This window comes from Brachybacterium sp. GU-2 (assembly GCF_030866705.2).
Taxonomy (GTDB): Bacteria; Actinomycetota; Actinomycetes; order Actinomycetales; family Dermabacteraceae; genus Brachybacterium; species Brachybacterium conglomeratum.
In genome coordinates, this window is sequence record NZ_CP133037.2 from 604,786 (window position 1) to 622,767 (window position 17,982).

At 73.2% G+C, this 17,982-nt stretch carries 15 protein-coding genes and 1 pseudogene; 10 read left to right on the top strand and 6 right to left on the bottom strand.

The genetic code is table 11. The features are described 5' to 3' along the window. Positions 1-30 precede the first annotated feature (30 nt). Positions 31-1,185 carry a hypothetical protein gene (locus RBL05_RS02835; RefSeq protein WP_308740655.1) on the bottom strand — a complete coding sequence of 385 codons (1,155 nt, stop codon included), beginning with the start codon at positions 1,183-1,185 and terminating at the stop codon, positions 31-33. A gap of 158 nt (positions 1,186-1,343) precedes the next feature. On the opposite strand from RBL05_RS02835, the gene RBL05_RS02840 reads away from it, so the two are divergent. Further along, the gene (locus RBL05_RS02840) at positions 1,344-2,477 is read left to right on the top strand and encodes a polyprenyl synthetase family protein (protein WP_308740654.1); all 1,134 of its coding nucleotides are present in this window, start codon (positions 1,344-1,346) and stop codon (positions 2,475-2,477) included. Between the two features lie 51 nt (positions 2,478-2,528). Here RBL05_RS02840 and RBL05_RS02845 read toward each other — a convergent pair whose 3' ends face one another. Further along, positions 2,529-2,882, bottom strand: a complete 354-nt coding sequence (locus RBL05_RS02845; RefSeq protein ID WP_263309748.1) for an Rv2175c family DNA-binding protein — start codon at positions 2,880-2,882, stop codon at positions 2,529-2,531. Between the two features lie 116 nt (positions 2,883-2,998). Here RBL05_RS02845 and pknB point away from each other — a divergent pair, with 116 nt between their 5' ends. Further along, positions 2,999-5,053 carry a Stk1 family PASTA domain-containing Ser/Thr kinase gene (gene pknB / locus RBL05_RS02850; protein WP_259882834.1) on the top strand — a complete coding sequence of 685 codons (2,055 nt, stop codon included), beginning with the start codon at positions 2,999-3,001 and terminating at the stop codon, positions 5,051-5,053. Positions 5,054-5,167: 114 nt separating this feature from the next. Here the strand turns inward: pknB and RBL05_RS02855 are convergent, their stop codons facing one another. Both RBL05_RS02855 and RBL05_RS02860 read right to left on the bottom strand, forming a co-directional pair. After that, positions 5,168-6,565, bottom strand: a complete 1,398-nt coding sequence (locus RBL05_RS02855) for a class II 3-deoxy-7-phosphoheptulonate synthase (RefSeq protein ID WP_373317964.1) — start codon at positions 6,563-6,565, stop codon at positions 5,168-5,170. A gap of 109 nt (positions 6,566-6,674) precedes the next feature. Beyond that, positions 6,675-7,409: a lysophospholipid acyltransferase family protein gene (locus RBL05_RS02860; RefSeq protein WP_308740653.1), complete on the bottom strand. Its 735-nt coding sequence runs from the start codon at positions 7,407-7,409 to the stop codon at positions 6,675-6,677. 174 nt (positions 7,410-7,583) lie between these two features. Between RBL05_RS02860 and RBL05_RS02865 the strand changes: the two genes are divergently transcribed. Beyond that, entirely contained in the window at positions 7,584-8,255 is a 672-nt protein-coding gene (locus RBL05_RS02865) for an alpha/beta hydrolase (protein WP_318604070.1), read from the top strand. After that, entirely contained in the window at positions 8,252-8,773 is a 522-nt protein-coding gene (locus RBL05_RS02870) for a hypothetical protein (protein WP_308740651.1), read from the top strand. The genes RBL05_RS02865 and RBL05_RS02870 overlap by 4 nt, the downstream gene beginning before the upstream one ends. A 91-nt stretch (positions 8,774-8,864) precedes the next feature. Here RBL05_RS02870 and RBL05_RS02875 read toward each other — a convergent pair whose 3' ends face one another. Continuing rightward, entirely contained in the window at positions 8,865-9,800 is a 936-nt protein-coding gene (locus RBL05_RS02875; protein ID WP_010550593.1) for an ROK family protein, read from the bottom strand. Positions 9,801-9,968: 168 nt separating this feature from the next. On the opposite strand from RBL05_RS02875, the gene RBL05_RS02880 reads away from it, so the two are divergent. The 3 genes from RBL05_RS02880 (at position 9,969) to RBL05_RS02890 (ending at position 13,956) form a co-directional block, all read left to right on the top strand. Then, positions 9,969-11,777: an AMP-dependent synthetase/ligase gene (locus tag RBL05_RS02880; RefSeq protein ID WP_308740650.1), complete on the top strand. Its 1,809-nt coding sequence runs from the start codon at positions 9,969-9,971 to the stop codon at positions 11,775-11,777. Between the two features lie 182 nt (positions 11,778-11,959). Then, positions 11,960-13,624, top strand: a complete 1,665-nt coding sequence (locus RBL05_RS02885; RefSeq protein ID WP_308740649.1) for a DEDD exonuclease domain-containing protein — start codon at positions 11,960-11,962, stop codon at positions 13,622-13,624. Positions 13,625-13,674: 50 nt separating this feature from the next. Beyond that, positions 13,675-13,956: an Lrp/AsnC family transcriptional regulator gene (locus RBL05_RS02890; RefSeq protein WP_010550590.1), complete on the top strand. Its 282-nt coding sequence runs from the start codon at positions 13,675-13,677 to the stop codon at positions 13,954-13,956. Positions 13,957-13,966: 10 nt separating this feature from the next. On the opposite strand, the gene trpD is transcribed toward RBL05_RS02890, so the two are convergent. After that, on the bottom strand, positions 13,967-15,049 hold the full coding sequence (gene trpD, locus RBL05_RS02895; protein ID WP_010550589.1) for an anthranilate phosphoribosyltransferase: 1,083 nt from the start codon (positions 15,047-15,049) through the stop codon (positions 13,967-13,969). Between the two features lie 237 nt (positions 15,050-15,286). On the opposite strand from trpD, the pseudogene RBL05_RS02900 reads away from it, so the two are divergent. The 3 genes and pseudogenes from RBL05_RS02900 to RBL05_RS02910 all read left to right on the top strand — a co-directional run bounded on the left by RBL05_RS02900 (position 15,287) and on the right by RBL05_RS02910 (position 17,978). Beyond that, positions 15,287-16,020 (top strand): annotated as a pseudogene (locus tag RBL05_RS02900) (heme-copper oxidase subunit III). An 87-nt stretch (positions 16,021-16,107) separates the two neighbouring features. Next, a complete protein-coding gene (locus tag RBL05_RS02905) occupies positions 16,108-16,908 on the top strand; it encodes a c-type cytochrome (RefSeq protein ID WP_029360453.1) in 801 nt (266 codons plus the stop codon). A gap of 8 nt (positions 16,909-16,916) precedes the next feature. After that, on the top strand, positions 16,917-17,978 hold the full coding sequence (locus tag RBL05_RS02910) for a ubiquinol-cytochrome c reductase iron-sulfur subunit (protein WP_010550586.1): 1,062 nt from the start codon (positions 16,917-16,919) through the stop codon (positions 17,976-17,978). Positions 17,979-17,982: the final 4 nt, after the last annotated feature.

The following is a 17,982-nucleotide window of genomic DNA, read 5'->3' on the forward strand; positions in this document are numbered from 1 at the left end:
CGGCGCGGTGCTCCCGGGCTCCCCCTCCCTTCAGGTGCTGGGCCACCAGGCGGGGAAGACGGGGGTGTCGGTCATTCTCGACAGCAAGGGTGCCAGAGTGGAGTCCGGGTCCCGATGCCGGAGCTCGTCGACGAGGCTCCCCGCGGTCGCGAAGCGGTGGTTCCACCAGGCGAGCAGGACCAGCACAGCGGTCAGCGCCCGCCACGCGGGGCGCGCCGTGCCGCGCGCGGCGGGCCCTGCGGCATCGAGCGCCGCCGAGGCCACGCAGCGCATCTCCTCGAGCAGCACGTACACCCTCCCACCTGCGCAGACGTCCGGATGAGGGCGTCTGGTGGGATCGGCGACGAGCTCCTGGAGGAGGGTCTCGCGGGCGATCGGCGGCGCCCCGCCGTGCTCGACCAGCTGGGCGAGGAGCTCCCAGTGGAGGCGGTCCACGGCGAGCGCCGCGAGCAGCTGCGCGATGTGTTCACACTTCGTCATCCCCTCCGCGCCGACAGCCCCCGGCCGGCCCCGCCGCAGGGCACGGAGGGCCGCGCCGGCCTCGGCGAGGAGGAGGCCGGGATCGGCGGCGGAGGCGAGGTCCGGGGGCGGCAGGTGCAGGGCGCGCCCGATCTCCTCGAGCAGCGGCTCGGGGCGGGCCTCCTGGGGGATGGCTCGCCCGGCCAGGACCGCGCGGGCCGCGGCCTGCGTCGCGGCGAAGTCGCGCAGCGGCCCGACCGGCACGGCCAGGAGCTCCTCGTCCCCGCCCGTCGACGCTCGGAGCTCCCAGCGGCGTCCGTCGGCGGCGCCGCGGAGGCTGAGCAGCTGCGCCCCGCCCGGGCCGAGCGCGGCGGCGGTGGCGGCCACGAGGCCGCCGGCGCGGGCGAGCACCTCGCGAACCAGCGGCTCGAGCACGCTCTGCCGGCCGTCGCCGATCACGATCAGGGCGTGCATCCCCTCCGCTCCCCGCTCGGCGACGAGGCGGACGTGGCGGCGGAGGTTCTCCCCGCCGCACGGAGCGAGGAGGTCGTGCAGGGAGGACCGGGTGATCAGGGGCTGGCGGCCCGGTGCGGCGGTGCCGGACAGCAGCAGGCAGTCCGAGGGGGCCTCGTACAGGCTGAGCCGCGCCTCGGCCAGGAGCTCGGCGGGGTCGTCGGCCGCGCCGAGGTGGCGGCCGGGATCGGCGGGGGTGATGTGCGTCGTCATGCCCCGACCCTGCGCGATCGGGCGGCCGAGCGGGCGGGGGGAGCGCGCCCTGGGGACGGAGCCCCGGTGGGGAGGAACGGTCGCCTCGCGCCCGGGCGCGCGCGAGGTCCCAGGCGTGCATGGGAGGATCAGGGGCACCCGTGCGAAAGGACCCCTCGATGACCGCTGCCTCGCCGACTCCCCCCGCCGCTCGCCTCTCGGATCTCGACGCGCTGCTCGTCGCCCGGATCGAGGAGGTCACGGCCGCCGAGCTCTCCGAGCGCAGGGCTCAGCTGGGGCGGATCTCGACGGAGAGTGCGGCGCTGGTGGACGACCTCGAGGCCTTCCTCGAGGGCGGGAAGCTGCTCCGTCCCCGGTTCTGCTTCTGGGGCGGGGTCGCGGCGCTCCGCCGGGAGCCGACGGCCGAGGAGGTGGAGGCGCTCGCGAGGCTGGGCGCGGCGATCGAGCTCGTGCAGGCGGCGGCGCTGCTCCACGACGACGTGATCGACCACTCCCCCATGCGGCGGGGACGCCCGGCGCAGCATGTCCGGGCCCAGCGCTCGCACGAGGCCGCCGGGCTCTCCGGTTCCGCCGAGGAGTTCGGCGTCGCGGTCGCGATCGTGCTCGGCGACCTCGCCCTGACCTGGGCGGAGCAGATCGCGGCGGCGATCCCGGGCCCCGCCGCGCGCGTCGCTGCGGCCCGCGCCGAGTTCGAGGCCATGCGCACCGAGGTGATGTCCGGGCAGCACCTCGACATCCTCCACCAGGCGGGCGGCTTCGCCTCCGCCCCCGATGCGGAGCAGGCCGCACTCTCGGTGATCCGCTGGAAGACGGTGCCGTACACCGTGCTGCGGCCCGTGCGGATGGGGGCGGCGCTGATGGGCGCCGAGGATCCAGAGCTCGAGGCGCTCTCCAGCTGGGCGATCGAGGTGGGGACCGCTTTCCAGCTGCGCGACGACCTGCTCAGCGTGGTCGGAGACCAGGACGCCACCGGCAAGCCGATCGGCGGCGACATCGTCGAGGGCAAGCGCACCGTGCTCCTGGCCCGCACCGAGGCCGCGGCCGACGCCGAGGGACAGCGCCTGCTCTCGCGCGTGGTCGGCGATGCCGAGGCGGACGAGGCGGCCGTCCACGCCGTGCACGAGCTCATGGTCGCGACGGGGGCCGTCGCCTCGCTCGCCGCCGACGTGCGCGCTCGCGCCACCCGGGGCCGGGAGCTCCTGGAGGCCGCCGAGGGGCTGGGAGAGCTGGGCCGCGCCGGGCTCGAGGCCCTCGCAGTGCGTGCGACGGACGTCGACTCGCTGCGGGCCTGAGTCCGGCGCCGACCGGGACGGGACATCCCGGTCGGCCTGCCAGGCGGCGACTCAGAGGGCGAGGGCGAGCGCCCGGCGGCGCACCTCGCCGCGCTGGCCCCGGCGGAGGTGGTCGATGGGACGGCCGGGGAGCGAGTCGTCCCCCTCGAACAGCCAGGCCAGCAGCTCCGCGTCCTCGAAGCCGCCGTCGCGCAGCACGGTGATCGTGCCGGGCAGGTGCGGGGTGATCTCGCCGTCCTTGAGCAGCATCGCCGGCACCATGCGCACCACGGGATCCCCGCGCCGCACGGCGACCAGCTGGCCCTCCTCGATGAGGCGGCGGACGCGCGAGACCTCGACGTCGAGATGCTCGGCGACGTCGGGGAGGGTGAGCCATTCGGTGATGAGGGTGTCCAGGTCGTTCACGGGACCAGAGTGCCACGGCTCCGGCGGCCCGCGCATCCCGTCGACCTCGTCACTGTGCCGCGCGCCGCGTGTGTCGTTCCCCGTTCCGGGGCCCCTCGCCCCATAGATTCGGACCCGTGAGCTCGGCGACGTCGACTTCCCCCGGCATCAGCCTGCTCCTCGACGACCGCTACCGGGTCGAGGAGCCGATCGCGCGCGGCGGAATGGCGACCGTGCACCGCGGGCACGACCAGCGGCTGGACCGCGTCGTGGCCCTGAAGATCATGCATCCCCACCTCGCGATGGACGAGGACTTCCGCCGTCGCTTCGGACGGGAGGCGCGCTCCGCCGCCCGTCTCGCCCACCGCAACGTCGTCGGCGTCTTCGACCAGGGCGAGGACGAGGACCGCATCTACCTCGCCATGGAGCTCATCGAGGGCGAGACGCTGCGCGCCCGGATCGTGGAGCGCGGCCGCCTCACCGTCGGCGAGTCCCTCGAGATCACGGCGCAGGTGCTGGAGGCGCTGGTCGCCGCGCACGGGGCCGGGATCGTCCATCGGGACATCAAGCCCGAGAACATCCTGCTGGACCGGCAGGACACCGTGAAGGTCGCCGACTTCGGGCTCGCCCGCGCGATCGGCGCGAACAACTCCTCCACCGGCGCCGCCCTGCTCGGCACCGTCGCCTACATCAGCCCCGAGGTGGTCACCCGCGGCGAGGCCGACGAGCGCAGCGACCTCTACTCCCTCGGCGTGGTCCTGTTCGAGATGCTGACCGGACGGCAGCCCTTCCGCGGCGAGCAGCCGGTGCACATCGCCTTCCAGCACGTCCATGAGGACATCCCCGCGCCCTCGACGCTGGTAACCGGCATCCCCCGCCCTCTGGACTCCCTGATCACCTGGGCCTGCGCGCGCGGGGTCGAGCAGCGACCCGCCTCCGCTGCGGACCTGCTGAAGGCGGTCCGGGAGCTCCTCCGCACGCTCCCCGCGTCGGCGCTCGCCGCCCGGCCCGAGGAGATCGAGCCGAGCGACACCGGCGACGTCCCCCGCCCCACCTCCTCGCTGGACGAGGTCGCGGCCGAGATCTCCCGCGGCCCGCGCGTCTTCGCGCCCGGCGGCGCCGATGCCGAGACCACCGCGCCGGACGCCGACCCCGGCCGGGAGGCGGAGGACGAGGACGGGACGGACGCCGAGGAGCCCGAGGGCGCCGCCGCCGAGGAGGACGAGAGGACGCGCAGCCTCGTCGTGCGCGCTCCCCGCGCCCGGCGCGGACGGCACCTGCCCGTCGGCGCGCGCCGCCGCTCCCGGCCGATGGCCGCGCTCGCCGCGCTGAGCCTCGTGGCCGTGCTGGCGGGCGGGGCGTGGACCGGCGCCGACTGGTATCTCGAGACCGGCCCCGGGGCCGACCGGACCGTCCCGCTCGTGACCGGCACCCCGCTGCAGGACGCGGAGGCGGAGCTGACCGCCTCCGATCTGACCGTGCGGACCCAGGAGCGCTTCGACGACACGGTCCCGGCCGGGCACGTGATCTCCGCGGAGCCCTCGACCGGCACCACCCTGAAGAAGGGCAGCGACGTCCACCTCGTGGTCTCCAAGGGGGTGGAGACCTTCCCCGTCCCCGCGCTCGAGGGCACCGGCCTCGAGGAGGCGCGCGAGCAGGTCGAGGCGCTCGGGCTCGAGCTGGTCGAGGACGAGGCGGAGTACTCCGAGACCGTCCCCCAGGGCGTGGTGATCTCCCAGTCGGCCGACGCCGAGGCGCTTCCCGAGGGCGGCGAGGTCCACGTGGTCGTCTCGCAGGGCCGTCAGCCGCTGTCCGTGCCGGACCAGACCGGCGCTCCCGCGGCCTCGGCGCGCTCCACCCTCGAGGCGGCCGGGTTCCGCGTCACGAGCGCGGAGGCGCACTCCCCGTCGGTCCCGAAGGGCTCGGTGATCTCGCAGTCCCCCGCCTCCGGCACCCTGCACCGCGGGGACACCGTCCACATCGTCACCTCGCTCGGCCCCGAGATGGTCACGGTCCCGGACGTCTTCAAGAAGCCCGAGGCCGAGGCCCGCTCCGCCCTCGAGGCGGCCGGGTTCACGGTCGAGGTCGTCCATGACAAGGGCGAGCCGGTCTTCGGCCAGGTCTACGAGCAGACGGCGGCGGCGGGAAGCCAGCAGGCCAAGGGCTCGACGATCACGATCAAGGTCTTCTGAGCCCCGGAGCCGGGGCGTCGAAGGTCCGGCGCTCGCGCCTCCCGCGCACGACGACGGCGCCGCCCCGATCGGGGTGGCGCCGTCGTCGTCGGGCTGCCGGAGGCGCGGAACCGCTCAGCGGCGGGAGAGCATCTCCGCGACGAGGAAGGCGAGCTCGAGGGACTGCTGATGGTTCAGCCGCGGGTCCACGAGGGTCTCGTAGCGGCGGGTGAGGCCCTCCTCGTCGATCTCCCCGGTGCCGCCCAGGACCTCGGTGACGTCGTCGCCGGTGAGCTCCATGTGCAGGCCCGCCGGGACGGTTCCGAGCTCCTGGTGCACCTCGAAGAAGCCCACGACCTCGTCGAGGATGTCCTCGAAGCGGCGGGTCTTGTAGCCGTTGGAGGAGGTGATGGTGTTGCCGTGCATCGGGTCCGTCACCCAGGCGACCTGGGCGCCGGAGTCCCGCACGCCCTCGACCAGCGCCGGGAGCCGGTCACGGATCTTCCCGGCGCCCATGCGGGTGATGAAGGTGAGACGGCCCGGCTCGCGCTCGGGGTCGAGGCGGTCGATCAGGCGCAGCGCGTCGTCGAGGGAGGCGTCGGGGCCGAGCTTCACACCGATCGGGTTGCGCAGACGGGACATGAACTCCACGTGCGCGCCGTCGAGCTGGCGGGTGCGCTCGCCGATCCACAGGAAGTGGCCCGAGCAGCCGTAGATCTCGCCGGTGCGGGAGTCGATGCGCGAGAGCGCCTCCTCGTAGTCCAGCAGCAGCGCCTCGTGGGAGGCGTAGAACTCCACGACCTTCAGCGCGTCGAAGTCCGCGCCGATGGCGTCCATGAAGCGCACGGCCCTGTCGATCTGTCCCGCGAGCTCCTCGTAGCGGTCGTAGCCGACGCCCGAGGAGGTGAAGCCGCGGTTCCAGGAGTGGACCTCGCGGAGGTCCGCGAAGCCGCCGTTCGTGAAGGCGCGCAGGAGGTTCAGTGTGGAGGCGCTGGTGGTGTACGTCTTCCACAGGCGGCGCGGATCCGGGATCCGGGCCTCCTCGGTGAAGGCGTACTCGTTGACCGCGTCGCCGCGATAGGTGGGCAGGGTCACGCCGTCCCGGGTCTCCTCGTCGGCGGAGCGGGGCTTGGCGAACTGTCCGGCCATCCGGCCCATCTTCACCACCGGCACGGAGGCGCCGTAGGTGAGCACGGCCGCCATCTGGAGGATGGTGCGGATCTTGTTGCGGATGCGATCCGCGGTGGAGTCCGCGAAGGTCTCGGCGCAGTCGCCCCCGGCGAGCAGGAAGGCCTCGCCGCGGGCCGCGGCGGCGACGCGCTCGCGCAGCACGTCGACCTCGCCGGCGAAGACCAGCGGCGGCGCGGCGCGCAGGTCGTCGAAGACCTGGGCGCGGGACCCCTCGTCGGGCCACACGGGCTGCTGCACGCGCGGGAGCTCGCGCCAGGCGCCGAGCGCCGCCAGGCCGTCATCGGCCGAGGACAGCGAGAAGTCGTGGGCGCGGGCGGGGGCGTCGGGGCTGAATGGAGTCACGCCGACAGGGTAGCCAGTTCCGCACGGGTGCGTGCCAAGGGACCGGTCGCTGGGCAGTGCGCGGCCCGTCGCGGGCACGGCGCAGGCCCGGCGGGAGTCCGTCACGGGCTCAGCGCCGTCGGCGCCGGGTGCCGGAGGGGTTGGAGGCGGCCTGCTCCGCGCGCAGCCTGCGCTTCACGTCGCTCGCGTACTCCGGGGCCCGCTCCTGCCCGGAGAGCGCGGCGATGCGGTCCATGACCTCGTCGGTCACGGCGCGCAGCCGTGTCGCCTCGTCGGCTCCGGGATGGCGGGCGAGAACTTCCGCGGGATCGATCGGCGCCCCGACCTCCACATGTATGCGAGGTCGACGGCGCGGGAAGTACTTCCGTCCCCGCTGCGCCTCGAAGGCGCCGATCATCGCGACCGGCACGATCGGCGCCTCCGCCGCGAGGGCGAAGCGCGCCACCCCCGTCTTCCCGCGATGCAGCCGGCCGTCGGGGCTCCGGGTCCCCTCGGGATAGATGCCGAGCACGTCGCCGCGGGAGAGCACCTCGAGCCCTGCCTGGATCGCCGTGCGCGCGGCCCCGCCGCCGCTGCGGTCCACGGGCATAACGTGCAGCCCTCGCATCACTGCGCCGGCCAGCCGCGCGATCGGCGAGCGGCCGGAGAAGATGTCGGACTTGCCCAGGAAATGCACGCTGCGCCGCACCTGTCCGGGGAGGAACACGGTGTCGGCGTAGGTGAGATGGTTCGACGCCAGGATGACCGGTCCCTGCACGGGGATGTTCTCGTCGCCGCTGAGCGTCGGTGCCCACACGGCCCTCACCACCCCCATGACGAAGGGCTTGGCGATCTCGTACAGCACGTCGGCCCTCCTGCGGGCGCTCGAGGACGGGGCGAGGATGCCCCGGACGGAAGCGGATGCGACGATGTCCCCATGGCGTTCAGCGAACTGTCCCGGCCGTGGCGCGCGCGGGGTCACTCTAACCCGCGCGGCGGGCTCCTCCTGTGCCACGGGTTCACCGGCTCGCCGCAGTCGATGCGTCCCTGGGCGGAGCACCACGCCGCGCTCGGCTGGGAGGTCGAGCTGCCGCTGCTGCCCGGCCACGCGCGGACGGAGCAGGACCTCGCGCGCAACAGCTGGCAGGACTGGTACGGGTGCGTGCGCGAGGCGGCGCTGGAGCTGTCCGGCGAGCTCGGGCCGATCGCGGTGGGCGGGCTGTCGATGGGCGGGAACCTCGCCCTCGCCCTCGCCGAGGACGAGGAGCTCGCCGGGGCGATCTGCGCCGTGGTCGCGGTGAACCCGGGGATGACGCTGCCCCGGATCGCGGCCGCGGCCGATCTGATCGCCCCGGTGGTGCGCACCCTGCCCGGGATCGGGTCGGACATCGCGCGCGAGGACGCCTCCGAGGAGGCGTACGAGCGGGTGCCGGTGCGCGCCGTCGGCCAGCTGCGCCGGCTGTTCCGCCGCACCCGCGAGGGTCTCGGCGCCGTCCGGGCCCCGCTGCTGCTGGCGACCTCTCGCGTGGACCACACCGTCCCGCCCTCCGACAGCGACCTCGTCGCCGCACGGGTCCGCGGGCCCGTCGAACGGCTCTCGCTCGCCCGGAGCCACCACCTGGCGCCGCTCGACCACGACGCCCCGCTGCTGTTCGAGACCTCGGCCCGGTTCCTGGACGCCCATGTCCCCGTCCCCGAGGGGTCCCGATGAGCGGGGAGGACGGCCGCTCCCCCGAGCCCCGCGACGTCGACGCGGAGTTCGCCCGGATGCTGCGCGACGAGGGGCTCGCGCTCGGCCCCGGCAGGGCGCCGCGCGAGCCGGCCGCGCCGGAGGACGAGGACGGCCCCGGCCGCTTCGCCGCCGAGGAGGACGAGGACGGGCCGTCGACCGAGGAGGCCCTGCAGGAGTCGCGCCGACGTGCTCGGGAGGCGCATCCCTCGAGGGGGCCGCGGGACGCGCCGCCGCGTGAGCTGGACGACGACGAGGTGCTCTACGGCGACTTCGACCCGCCGGACCCGGACCTCCCCCAGCCCTCCTCCGCGGTGCTGTGGTCGTGGACCGCGCTGCTCGGCGGCTTCGTGCTCCTGCTCGCCGTGACGCTCTCGGCCTCGCTGCCCTCCGTGCTCGGATGGGCCGGCGGCGCCGCGGCGCTCGGCGGGATGGTCTCGCTGCTGCTGCGGCTGCCGCGCCGCCCTCGCGACGAGGGGGACGACGGCGCCGAGGTCTGAGCCGGCCCCGCCGGCCCGGTTGCGCGGCTGCGCTCCCGGCCTGCGCGGCTGCGCTCCCCGCCTGCGCGGCTGCGCTCCCCGCCTGCGCGGCTCAGCGGGCGAGGTCCGCGGCGCCGACGATCCCGGCACGGTTCCCCATGCCGGCGAGCACGAAGGGTGCCAGGGGCCGGTGCGCGCGGGCGGTGAGGCTCGCGGAGTACGCCTGTCGGGCGGGATCCAGCAGCAGGTCCCCGGCGGCCGAGACGCCGCCGCCGACGACGATCACGTCGGGGTCCAGCAGCGCGGAGATCGTCGCCGCGCCGCGTCCGAGCCAGGTCCCGATCTCGGCGATGAGCTCCCGCGCGCCCGGGTCCCCCTGCTGGGCCAGTCGCGTGACGAGCGGGCCGTCGATCGCACGCCGGTCCCCGCCCGCGGCCTGCACCAGCGGACCGAGCAGCGGGTCGCCGCTCGCGGCCCGGCGCTTCGCGGCGCGCACGAGCGCGGTGCCGGCCGTGTACTGCTCGAGGCAGCCGCGCAGCCCGCACCCGCACCACTGCCCGTCGGGCACCGCGGTCATGTGGGCGACCTCGCCGGCGAAGCCCGCACTGCCGCGCAGCAGGACGCCCTCCATCACGGCCGCGCCGCCGAGTCCCGTGCCGACGGTGAGCATCAGCATGTGACGCGCCTCCCGGGCCGCGCCGAAGCGGAACTCCGCCCAGCCGGCGGCGTTCGCGTCGTTCTCGACGACGACCGGGAGCCCTGTGAGGCGCTCGAGCTCGTCGGCGAGGGGGTGATCGCGCCAGGCCAGATTCGCGGCGAAGGTCACGGTGCGCCGGTCCGCGCCGATGAACCCGGCCGCGCCGACGCCGATCCCGCCGACGGCGTGCTCGCCGCGCAGCTCCGCGACCGCATCGGCGACCGCGGCCTCGAGCAGCGCCGGGTCCGTCGCCGGCGTGCTGCGCGTGGTCGCGGCGATGATCTCGCCGTCCTCGTCCACGACCCCTGCCGCGATCTTCGTGCCGCCGATGTCGACTCCGATGGAGAGCATCCGTCCCTGCCTCGTTCGCCTGCGCGCCGCGCGCATCCGGTCGTCGCGCAGCTGTCGCGCTCATCGTAGTGGCGCACTGCCGTAGACTCGGCACGACCCCACCAGCGCTTCCGGCCAGGTCGTCCGGTACGCCGGTCACGTGCACCCCGCCGGATCGAAGGAGATTCGATGAAGCAGTACACCACGCCACCCCAGCATCACAGCAGCCCCGACGAGAACGCGACGGACCTGCTGCTGGGGCGCCTCAGGGCGGATCCCTCCGTACCGATCTTCGAGCTCGCCCAGGAGGGCGGCGGCTACCGTCCGATGCGGACCGCCGACTTCGTCGAGGACGTCAAGGCGGTCGCGAAGGGGCTGATCGCCTCCGAGGTCGCCCCCGGCGACGTCGTCGCGATCCTCTCCCGCACCCGCTACGAGTGGGCGCTGGCGGATTGGGCGATCTGGTGGGCCGGCGGCGTCAGCGTCCCGATCTACGAGTCCTCCTCCCCGAGCCAGATCCAGTGGATCGCCTCGGACTCCGCGGCGAAGTTCGCCCTCGTCGAGTCCACGCGCCACAAGGAGGACATGGAGTCAGTGCGCGGCGAGCTGCCGGCTCTGCAGCGCATCGGCGTCCTGGAGGACGGGATCCTCGAGGACCTCAGGCAGCGCGGCGCAGGGATCAGCGACGAGGAGCTCGAGTCCCGGCGCACCGCGCGCCGTCTCGACGACGTCGCCACCATCATCTACACCTCCGGCACGACCGGCCGTCCCAAGGGCGCCGAGCTCACGCACGCGAACTTCGTCGACACCACCCGCAGCGCGGTGACGCTCCTGGGCGAGAAGGTGCTGCCCAGCGGCTCGCGCCTGCTGATGTTCCTGCCCATGGCGCACGTCTTCGCCCGTCTGATCACAGTGCTCGCCGCGGCCTGGCCGGTCACCACGGCCTTCACCCCGGACACCAAGAACCTCCTGCCCGACCTCGCCGCCTTCAAGCCCACCTTCCTGCTCGCCGTGCCGCGCGTGTTCGAGAAGGTCTACAACGGCGCCGAGGCCAAGGCGATCGCCGGTGGCAAGGGCAGAATCTTCGGCGCCGCCGCGAAGACCGCGATCGACTACTCCACCGCGCTGGCCGACGGGAAGGTCCCGCTCACCCTCTCGCTCAAGCACAAGCTCTTCGACCGTCTCGTCTACGGCACCCTGCGCGAGGCGATGGGCGGTCAGGTCAGGTGGGCGGTCTCCGGCGGCGCTCCGCTGGGTGCGCGGCTGTCCCACTTCTTCCGCGGCATCGGCGTGACCGTGCTCGAGGGCTACGGCCTCACCGAGACCACGGCGCCGATCTGCGTGAACCTGCCCTGGGACGTCCGCCCCGGCACCGTGGGCCCGCCCCTGCCCGGCTCCTCCGTCGCGATCGACGACAGCGGGGAGCTGCTGGTCAAGGGCGTGATGGTGTTCAAGGGCTATCACAACAACCCCGAGGCCACCGCCGAGTCCCTGAAGGACGGCTGGTTCCACACCGGTGACCTCGGCTCCCTCGCCGACGACGGATCGATCACGATCACCGGACGCCGCAAGGAGGTCATCGTGACCGCGGGCGGCAAGAACGTCTCCCCGGCGCAGCTCGAGGACCAGCTGCGCTCCCACCCCCTGGTCAGCCAGTGCGTGGTGATCGGCGACCAGAAGCCCTTCGTCGCGGCGATCCTCACGCTGGACGCCGAGATGCTCCCGACCTGGCTGAAGAACAACGGCAAGCCGGAGATGAGCCTCACCCAGGCCGCGGAGGACCCGGAGATCCGCGCCGAGCTGCAGAAGGTGGTGGACCGGGCGAACGAGTCGGTCTCCCGGGCCGAGTCGATCCGCTCCTTCGTGGTCATCGACTCCGACTTCACCGAGGAGAACGGCTATCTCACGCCCTCGCTGAAGCTCAAGCGCAACGTGGTCGTGAAGGACCTCGCCCCGATCATCGAGAAGATCTACTCCGCGCCCAAGCCCCAGGGCTGAGCGCGGGCACGCTCGCCATCGGCGGCCGACGGGCCCCGGCACCTCGGAGGCGCCGGGGCCCGTCGCGCGTCGTGGGCCCGTCGCGCATCGCGGGCCCGTCGTGCGTCCGGGCTCGTCGCGGACCGGTGCCCGCGCAGCCTCCCGACGTCCGGCTGTCGGGGCCGCGTCGTAGCCTGTCCCCCATGCCCGCACGCCGTCAGCTCAGCTTCGAGGACCTGGGCACCCCGCTCGCGGAGGCGACGCTGGTGGTGGTCGATCTCGAGACCACCGGGACGGACCCCTCCGCGGACGCGATCACCGAGATCGGCGCGGTGAAGGTCCGCGGCGGCGAGGTGCTCGGCGAGTTCCGCACCTTCGTGGACCCGGAGCGTCCGATCCCGGCCTACATCGCCTCCCTCACCGGCATCTCCGATGCGACCGTGCGCGGCGCCCCCTCGATCCGGACCGTGCTGCCGATGTTCCTGGACTTCGTCGGGCCCGACGCCGCGCTGGTGGCCCACAACGCCCGCTTCGACATCGGCTTCCTGCGCGCCCGCGCCGCCGAGTGCGCGCTGGAGTGGCCCGCGCCGACCGTGCTTGACACCCTCGCGCTCGCCCGGACGGTCTTCCGCCGCGACGAGGTGCGCGATCACAAGCTCTCGACCCTCGCCGCCCATGTCGGGGCGGCGGTCACCCCGGACCACCGTGCCCTCTCGGATGCCCGCGCGACGGTCGACGTGCTCCACGCGATCATCGCCCGGCTGGGCCCGACCGGCGCCTCGACCCTCGAGGACCTCGGCACGGCCCACCGCCGGGCCAAGCCCGTGCAGCTGCGCAAGAAGCACCTCGCGGCCGACGTCCCCTCGGTCCCCGGCGTCTACCAGTTCCTCGATGCGCACGGCTCGGTGCTGTACGTCGGCACCTCCCGGAACCTGCGCTCCCGGGTGCGCACCTACTTCACCGCGAGCGAGACGCGCCGCGCGATCCTGGACATGCTGCCGCGCGCGGAGTCGCTGCGCGTGATCGAGTGCGCCACCGCCACCGAGGCCGCCGTGCGCGAGCTGCGGCTGATCGCGCAGGAGAAGCCGCCCTCGAACCGGCGCGGGCTGCGCCCGGAGGCGGCACACTGGCTGCGGCTCGGGCCGACGGGCGAGGGGCTGCGCGGGGCGCGGCTGGCCCGTACGGAGGCCGACGGCTCGGCGCACATCGGCCCCCTCGCCTCCCGGCACGACGCCCAGCCGCTGCGCGGGCTGCTCACCGACGCGGTCATGGGGCGCGGTGCCGCGCTGGAGGCCGATCCCGCGCGCAGCGCCGCCCCGTCGAGCGGGCATCACGAGCGGCTGCGCCGCGCCATGGTCGCCGACCCGCGCGAGGTGCTCGACCATGCCGCCTCCCGGCTGCGCGCCCACGTCGACGCGGGACGCTACGAGGAGGCGGAGAAGCTGCGCCGACTAGCTCTCGCCTATCTGGACGCCGCCCGTCGCGCCTCCCGGCTGCGCGCCCTCGCGGAGGTGCCGCTGCTCATCGCGGCCCGGCCCAGCACCGAGGCCGTGATCGGCGGACGCGGCTGGGAGCTGCTGGCCGTGCGCTACGGACGGTTCTCCGGGACCACCCTGGTGCCGGCGGCGAAGGACCCCCTGCCCTTCGCGCGTTCCCTGGCGATGACGGGGACCGGCGAGGCCGAGCTCGCCGCGCCCCTGTGCCAGGGGTATCACCAGGAGGCCGAGATCCTGCTGGGGTGGCTCGAGGGCGAGGGCGTGCGCACGGTGCTGTGCGAGGGGTCGTGGCAGGTGCCGGCCCGGGCCCGCTTCGAGGCGGAGCACCTCTCCCGGCGCTTCGCCATGACCTCGACCGCTCCGGGGGAATAGGCTCACGGGAGAAGCCGCTCGGCGCCCCCGCGCCCGTCGAAGGAGAATCCATGATCACCGCCATCGTCTCGATCGTCGTCGACCCCCAGCGCATCCCCGAGGTCGCCGAGGCGATCGTCGACATCGACGGGATCGAGCAGGTCTACTCCGTCACGGGCGACGTGGACCTGATCGCGGTGGCCCGTGTGCGGAACCACGAGGACCTCGCCGGCGTGATCGCCGGCTCGCTCAGCCGGGTCGAGGGCGTCCGGGACACCACCACCAACATCGCCTTCAAGACCTACTCGAAGCGGGACCTCGACGCCGCCTTCGACCTGGGTCTCGAGGGCTGAGGGAGCGCGCTCAGCCGTTCGCGGCGAGCGACTCCTGGGACGCCGCCGCCCAGCGCGCGAGCAGCGTCGCCGGCGCCCCGCTGTCGAGCGTGGAGACCGCCTCCGCGTGGGCGGCGCGGAAGCGGTCCTCGAAGCCGTCGGCGGCCGGCTGTCCGATGCCGTCGTGGGCGAGGATGCCCGCCGCGGCGTTCAGCAGCACCGCATCCCGGATCGGGCCCATCCGCCCGTCCTTCGCGCCCGCGTAGAGGTCACGGGCCACCTGTGCGTTCTCCTCGGCCGTGCCGCCGCGGAGCGCGTCGTGGGGGCTGCGGGGGATGCTCAGCAGCGCCGTCGGGTCCAGCAGGTGCGAGCGCACCTCCCCGCCGCGGACCTCCCAGACGTCCGAGGAGACGCTCACCGTGAGCTCGTCCAGGCCGTCCTGACCGCGGAAGACGAGGGCGCTGGTGCCGCGCGAGGCGAACACGCCGGCGACGGTCGGGGCGATGGCCGGATCGGCGACCCCGACGGCGCTCGCGAGCGGCCGCGCGGGGTTCGTGATCGGTCCCAGGATGTTCATCACGGTGGGGATGCCCAGGCCCTTGCGCGCCTCGGCGGCGAAGCGCATGGAGGGATGGAACACCTGCGCGAAGAGGAAGGTCATGCCGACCTCGCCGACCAGGCGCTCGACCTCGGGCACGGGGAGGTCCAGCCGGACGCCGAGCGCCTCGAGCACGTCGGCCGAGCCCGAGCGCGAGGTCGAGGCGCGGTTGCCGTGCTTGACGACGGTGCGGCCGGACGCGGCGATCACGACCGAGGCCATCGTGGAGATGTTCACAGTCTGCGCGAGGTCGCCCCCGGTGCCGACGATGTCGATCGCATGCCGCTCCACCGCGACGGGACGGGCATGGGCGACCATCGAATCGGCCAGAGCCTCGAGCTCCGTGCTGCTGACGCCCTTGGCCTGGAGCGCCACGAGGAAGCCCGCCAGCGGGACGGGACCCGCCTCTCCGGTCATGATCTCGTCCATCGCCCAGCTCGCCTCGGCGTGCTCGAGATGCTCGCCGCGCACCAGGCGCGCGGTGAGCCGGGACCAGGTCGGGGTCTGCTCGCTCATGCCTCGATCATCGCACCTGCGAGCGGGTGCACCGTCGCCCTGGTCACGGATCGGATCACGGAACGGTCACGACGCACGCACATGGTCGATCACCTGGGCGTATCGACGCGTGTCCTGGTTCGTGACAGGCCGTCAGGAGGGCTATGCTGGCACGGTCCGCCCGGGGCGCAGGCCCCGCGATGTGCTCGGTCGTCGTGAACCGACACACCGAATCTGACGACACGACATAATGGTGACGTGACTACTGCGACTCTGCCTGTGCGCTCCTCCCCCGCTGCCGCCCCAGCGGTCGGCCGCCCGAACCCGACGCAGATCGGCACCCTCGTCTGGCTCGCCAGCGAGCTCATGTTCTTCGGCGGCCTGTTCGCGATGTACTTCACGCTGCGGTCGTTGGCACCGGAGACCTTCGCCGAGGGCCAGTCGAACTTCACCCATGGCTTCGCGCTGCTGAACACCTCGATCCTGGTCTTCAGCTCCGTCACCTGCCAGATCGGCGTCTTCGTCGCCGAGGGCCGCTTCCCTGGGGGCAGTCCTTCTCGCCGCGCAAGCGCCGCGAGGGCTCGATCTTCAACATCGCCGGCTGGGGGATGATCGAGTGGTACACGCTCACCTTCATCCTCGGCGCGATCTTCGTCTCGGGCCAGGCCTACGAGTACGCCGAGCTCATCCACAGTGGCGTCACGATGTCGTCCTCGCCGTTCAGCTCGGTCTTCTACCTCGCCACCGGCTTCCACGGCATCCACGTCGTCGGCGGCCTGATCGCCTTCCTGATGGTGCTGATGCGGGCCTACGTCGCGGAGAAGTTCACAGCGCACGAGCAAATCTCCGCGATCTGCGTCTCCTATTACTGGCACTTCGTCGACGTGGTCTGGATCGTGCTCTTCTTCGTCGTGTACATGCTCGACCCGATCCTGACCGGCACCTCCTCCGGCCACGTGGTCCCGGTCGACTTCGACTGGACGATCTTCTGATCCGCGCAGCGGCCCCCGGGCCCCAACGCACCCCCCCGAACTCCTGTCCCTCCCCGCCCGCCCCCTCCACGAATCGAGGTCCGAACCGTGAAGGCTCTCGCCGCACGTCGTCATCACCCGATGGCGCTACTCGTGATCCTGCTGCTCGCGCTCGTCGCGACCGGCGGGCTGTACGCGGCCCTGCAGCCGCAGGCGGCCCAGGCCGAGGCCTACACCGACAGCGAAGTCGAGCAAGGTCGTGCCCTCTTCCTCGCCAACTGCGCGACCTGCCATGGACTTGATGCCGCGGGTCTCAGCGACCCCGACGGTCAGACCCTCGGCCCCTCGCTGATCGGCGTGGGCGCCGCCGCCGTCGACTTCCAGGTCGGCACGGGCCGCATGCCCATGCAGGCCTCCGGCGCCCAGGCCCGCCAGAAGCCGCAGCAGATGAACGAGGAGCAGACCCGTCAGCTCGCCGCGTACGTGGCCTCGCTCGGCCCCGGCCCGTCGGTGCCGGACGAGGAGTGGCTGGACACCAGCAAGGGCAACGCCGAGCGCGGCGGCGAGATCTTCCGCATGAACTGCGCCATGTGCCACAACGCCGCCGGTGCCGGCGGTGCGCTGACCCGAGGCAAGTACGCCCCGCCGGTCGTGGGCGTCGAGGGCAAGCACGTCTACGAGGCCATGGACACCGGTCCCCAGAACATGCCGGTCTTCAACGAGACCAACCTCTCGCCCGAGGACAAGCGGGACGTCATCACCTACCTCGAGACCCTCGAGGAGACCGGCTCCCCCGGCGGCATCTCCCTGGGCTCCCTCGGCCCCGTGACCGAGGGCCTGTACGCCTGGACGATCATCCTGTCCCTGCTCCTCGGCGCCGCCGTGTGGCTGGGGGCGAAGGCCAAGTGAATGCGAGCATGAACACCAACACCGACGGCAGCTCCCCCACCCGGGTCAGCACCCTCGCCCCCAAGGAGGGTGGCGGGTTCCCGAACCCGGGTCTGCCTCCCCACACCCCCCGTCAGACCGACATCTCCAAGCCCGCGGAGAAGCGCGCCGAGCGACTCGTCGCCTTCATGTTCCTCCTCAGCGTGGTCGGGACGGTCATCTTCATCGCGGCGTACTTCCTCGTCACGCCGCTGGACACCAACATCTTCGCGGAGGAGGGCACTCCCCGCGCGCTGTGGTGGTCCAACCTCGTCACGGGCCTCGGTCTCGCGATCGCGGTGTTCTTCATCGGCGCCGCAGCGGTGCACTGGGCCAAGACGCTCATGCCCGACGAGGAGTGGGTCGAGGAGCGCCATGACGTCCGCGGCTCCGACGAGACGCGCAAGGCCGCTGCCGAGATGATCACCAGCGGTCTGGCGGAGACCGGCATCGGCCGTCGTCCCGTCATGGTCACCGCGATGGTGGCGGCTCTCGCGGCCCTGCCCATCGCCGTGCTCGCCCCGCTGTCGACGCTGGGCCCGCTCCCGGGCAACAAGCTCCACCACACCTTCTGGGGCCAGAACCCGGGCCAGCGCCTCGCCCGGGACCACGACGGCACGCCGATCAAGCTCTCCGACGTCGCGATGAACTCGATCTTCCACGTCATGCCCGAGGGCCTCACCGACGAGACCCCGCACCACCTCGAGGAGCGCGCGAAGGCCGCGGCCGTGATCGTGCGCATCGACCCCAAGCTCGCGAAGAACGACGAGTCGATGTCGATGGGCGTGGAGGGCGTGCTCGCGTTCTCGAAGATCTGCACGCACGTCGGCTGCCCGGTCGCGCTGTTCGAGCAGCAGACGCACCACATGCTCTGCCCGTGCCACCAGTCCACCTTCGACGTCACCGACGGCGCCAAGGTGATCTTCGGCCCGGCCCACCGTCCGCTGCCGCAGCTGCCGATCGAGGTCGACGCCGAGGGGTATCTCGTGGCCCCTGGTGACTTCACCGAGCCGATCGGTCCCAGCTTCTGGAACATCCACAAGGACAAGTGATCTC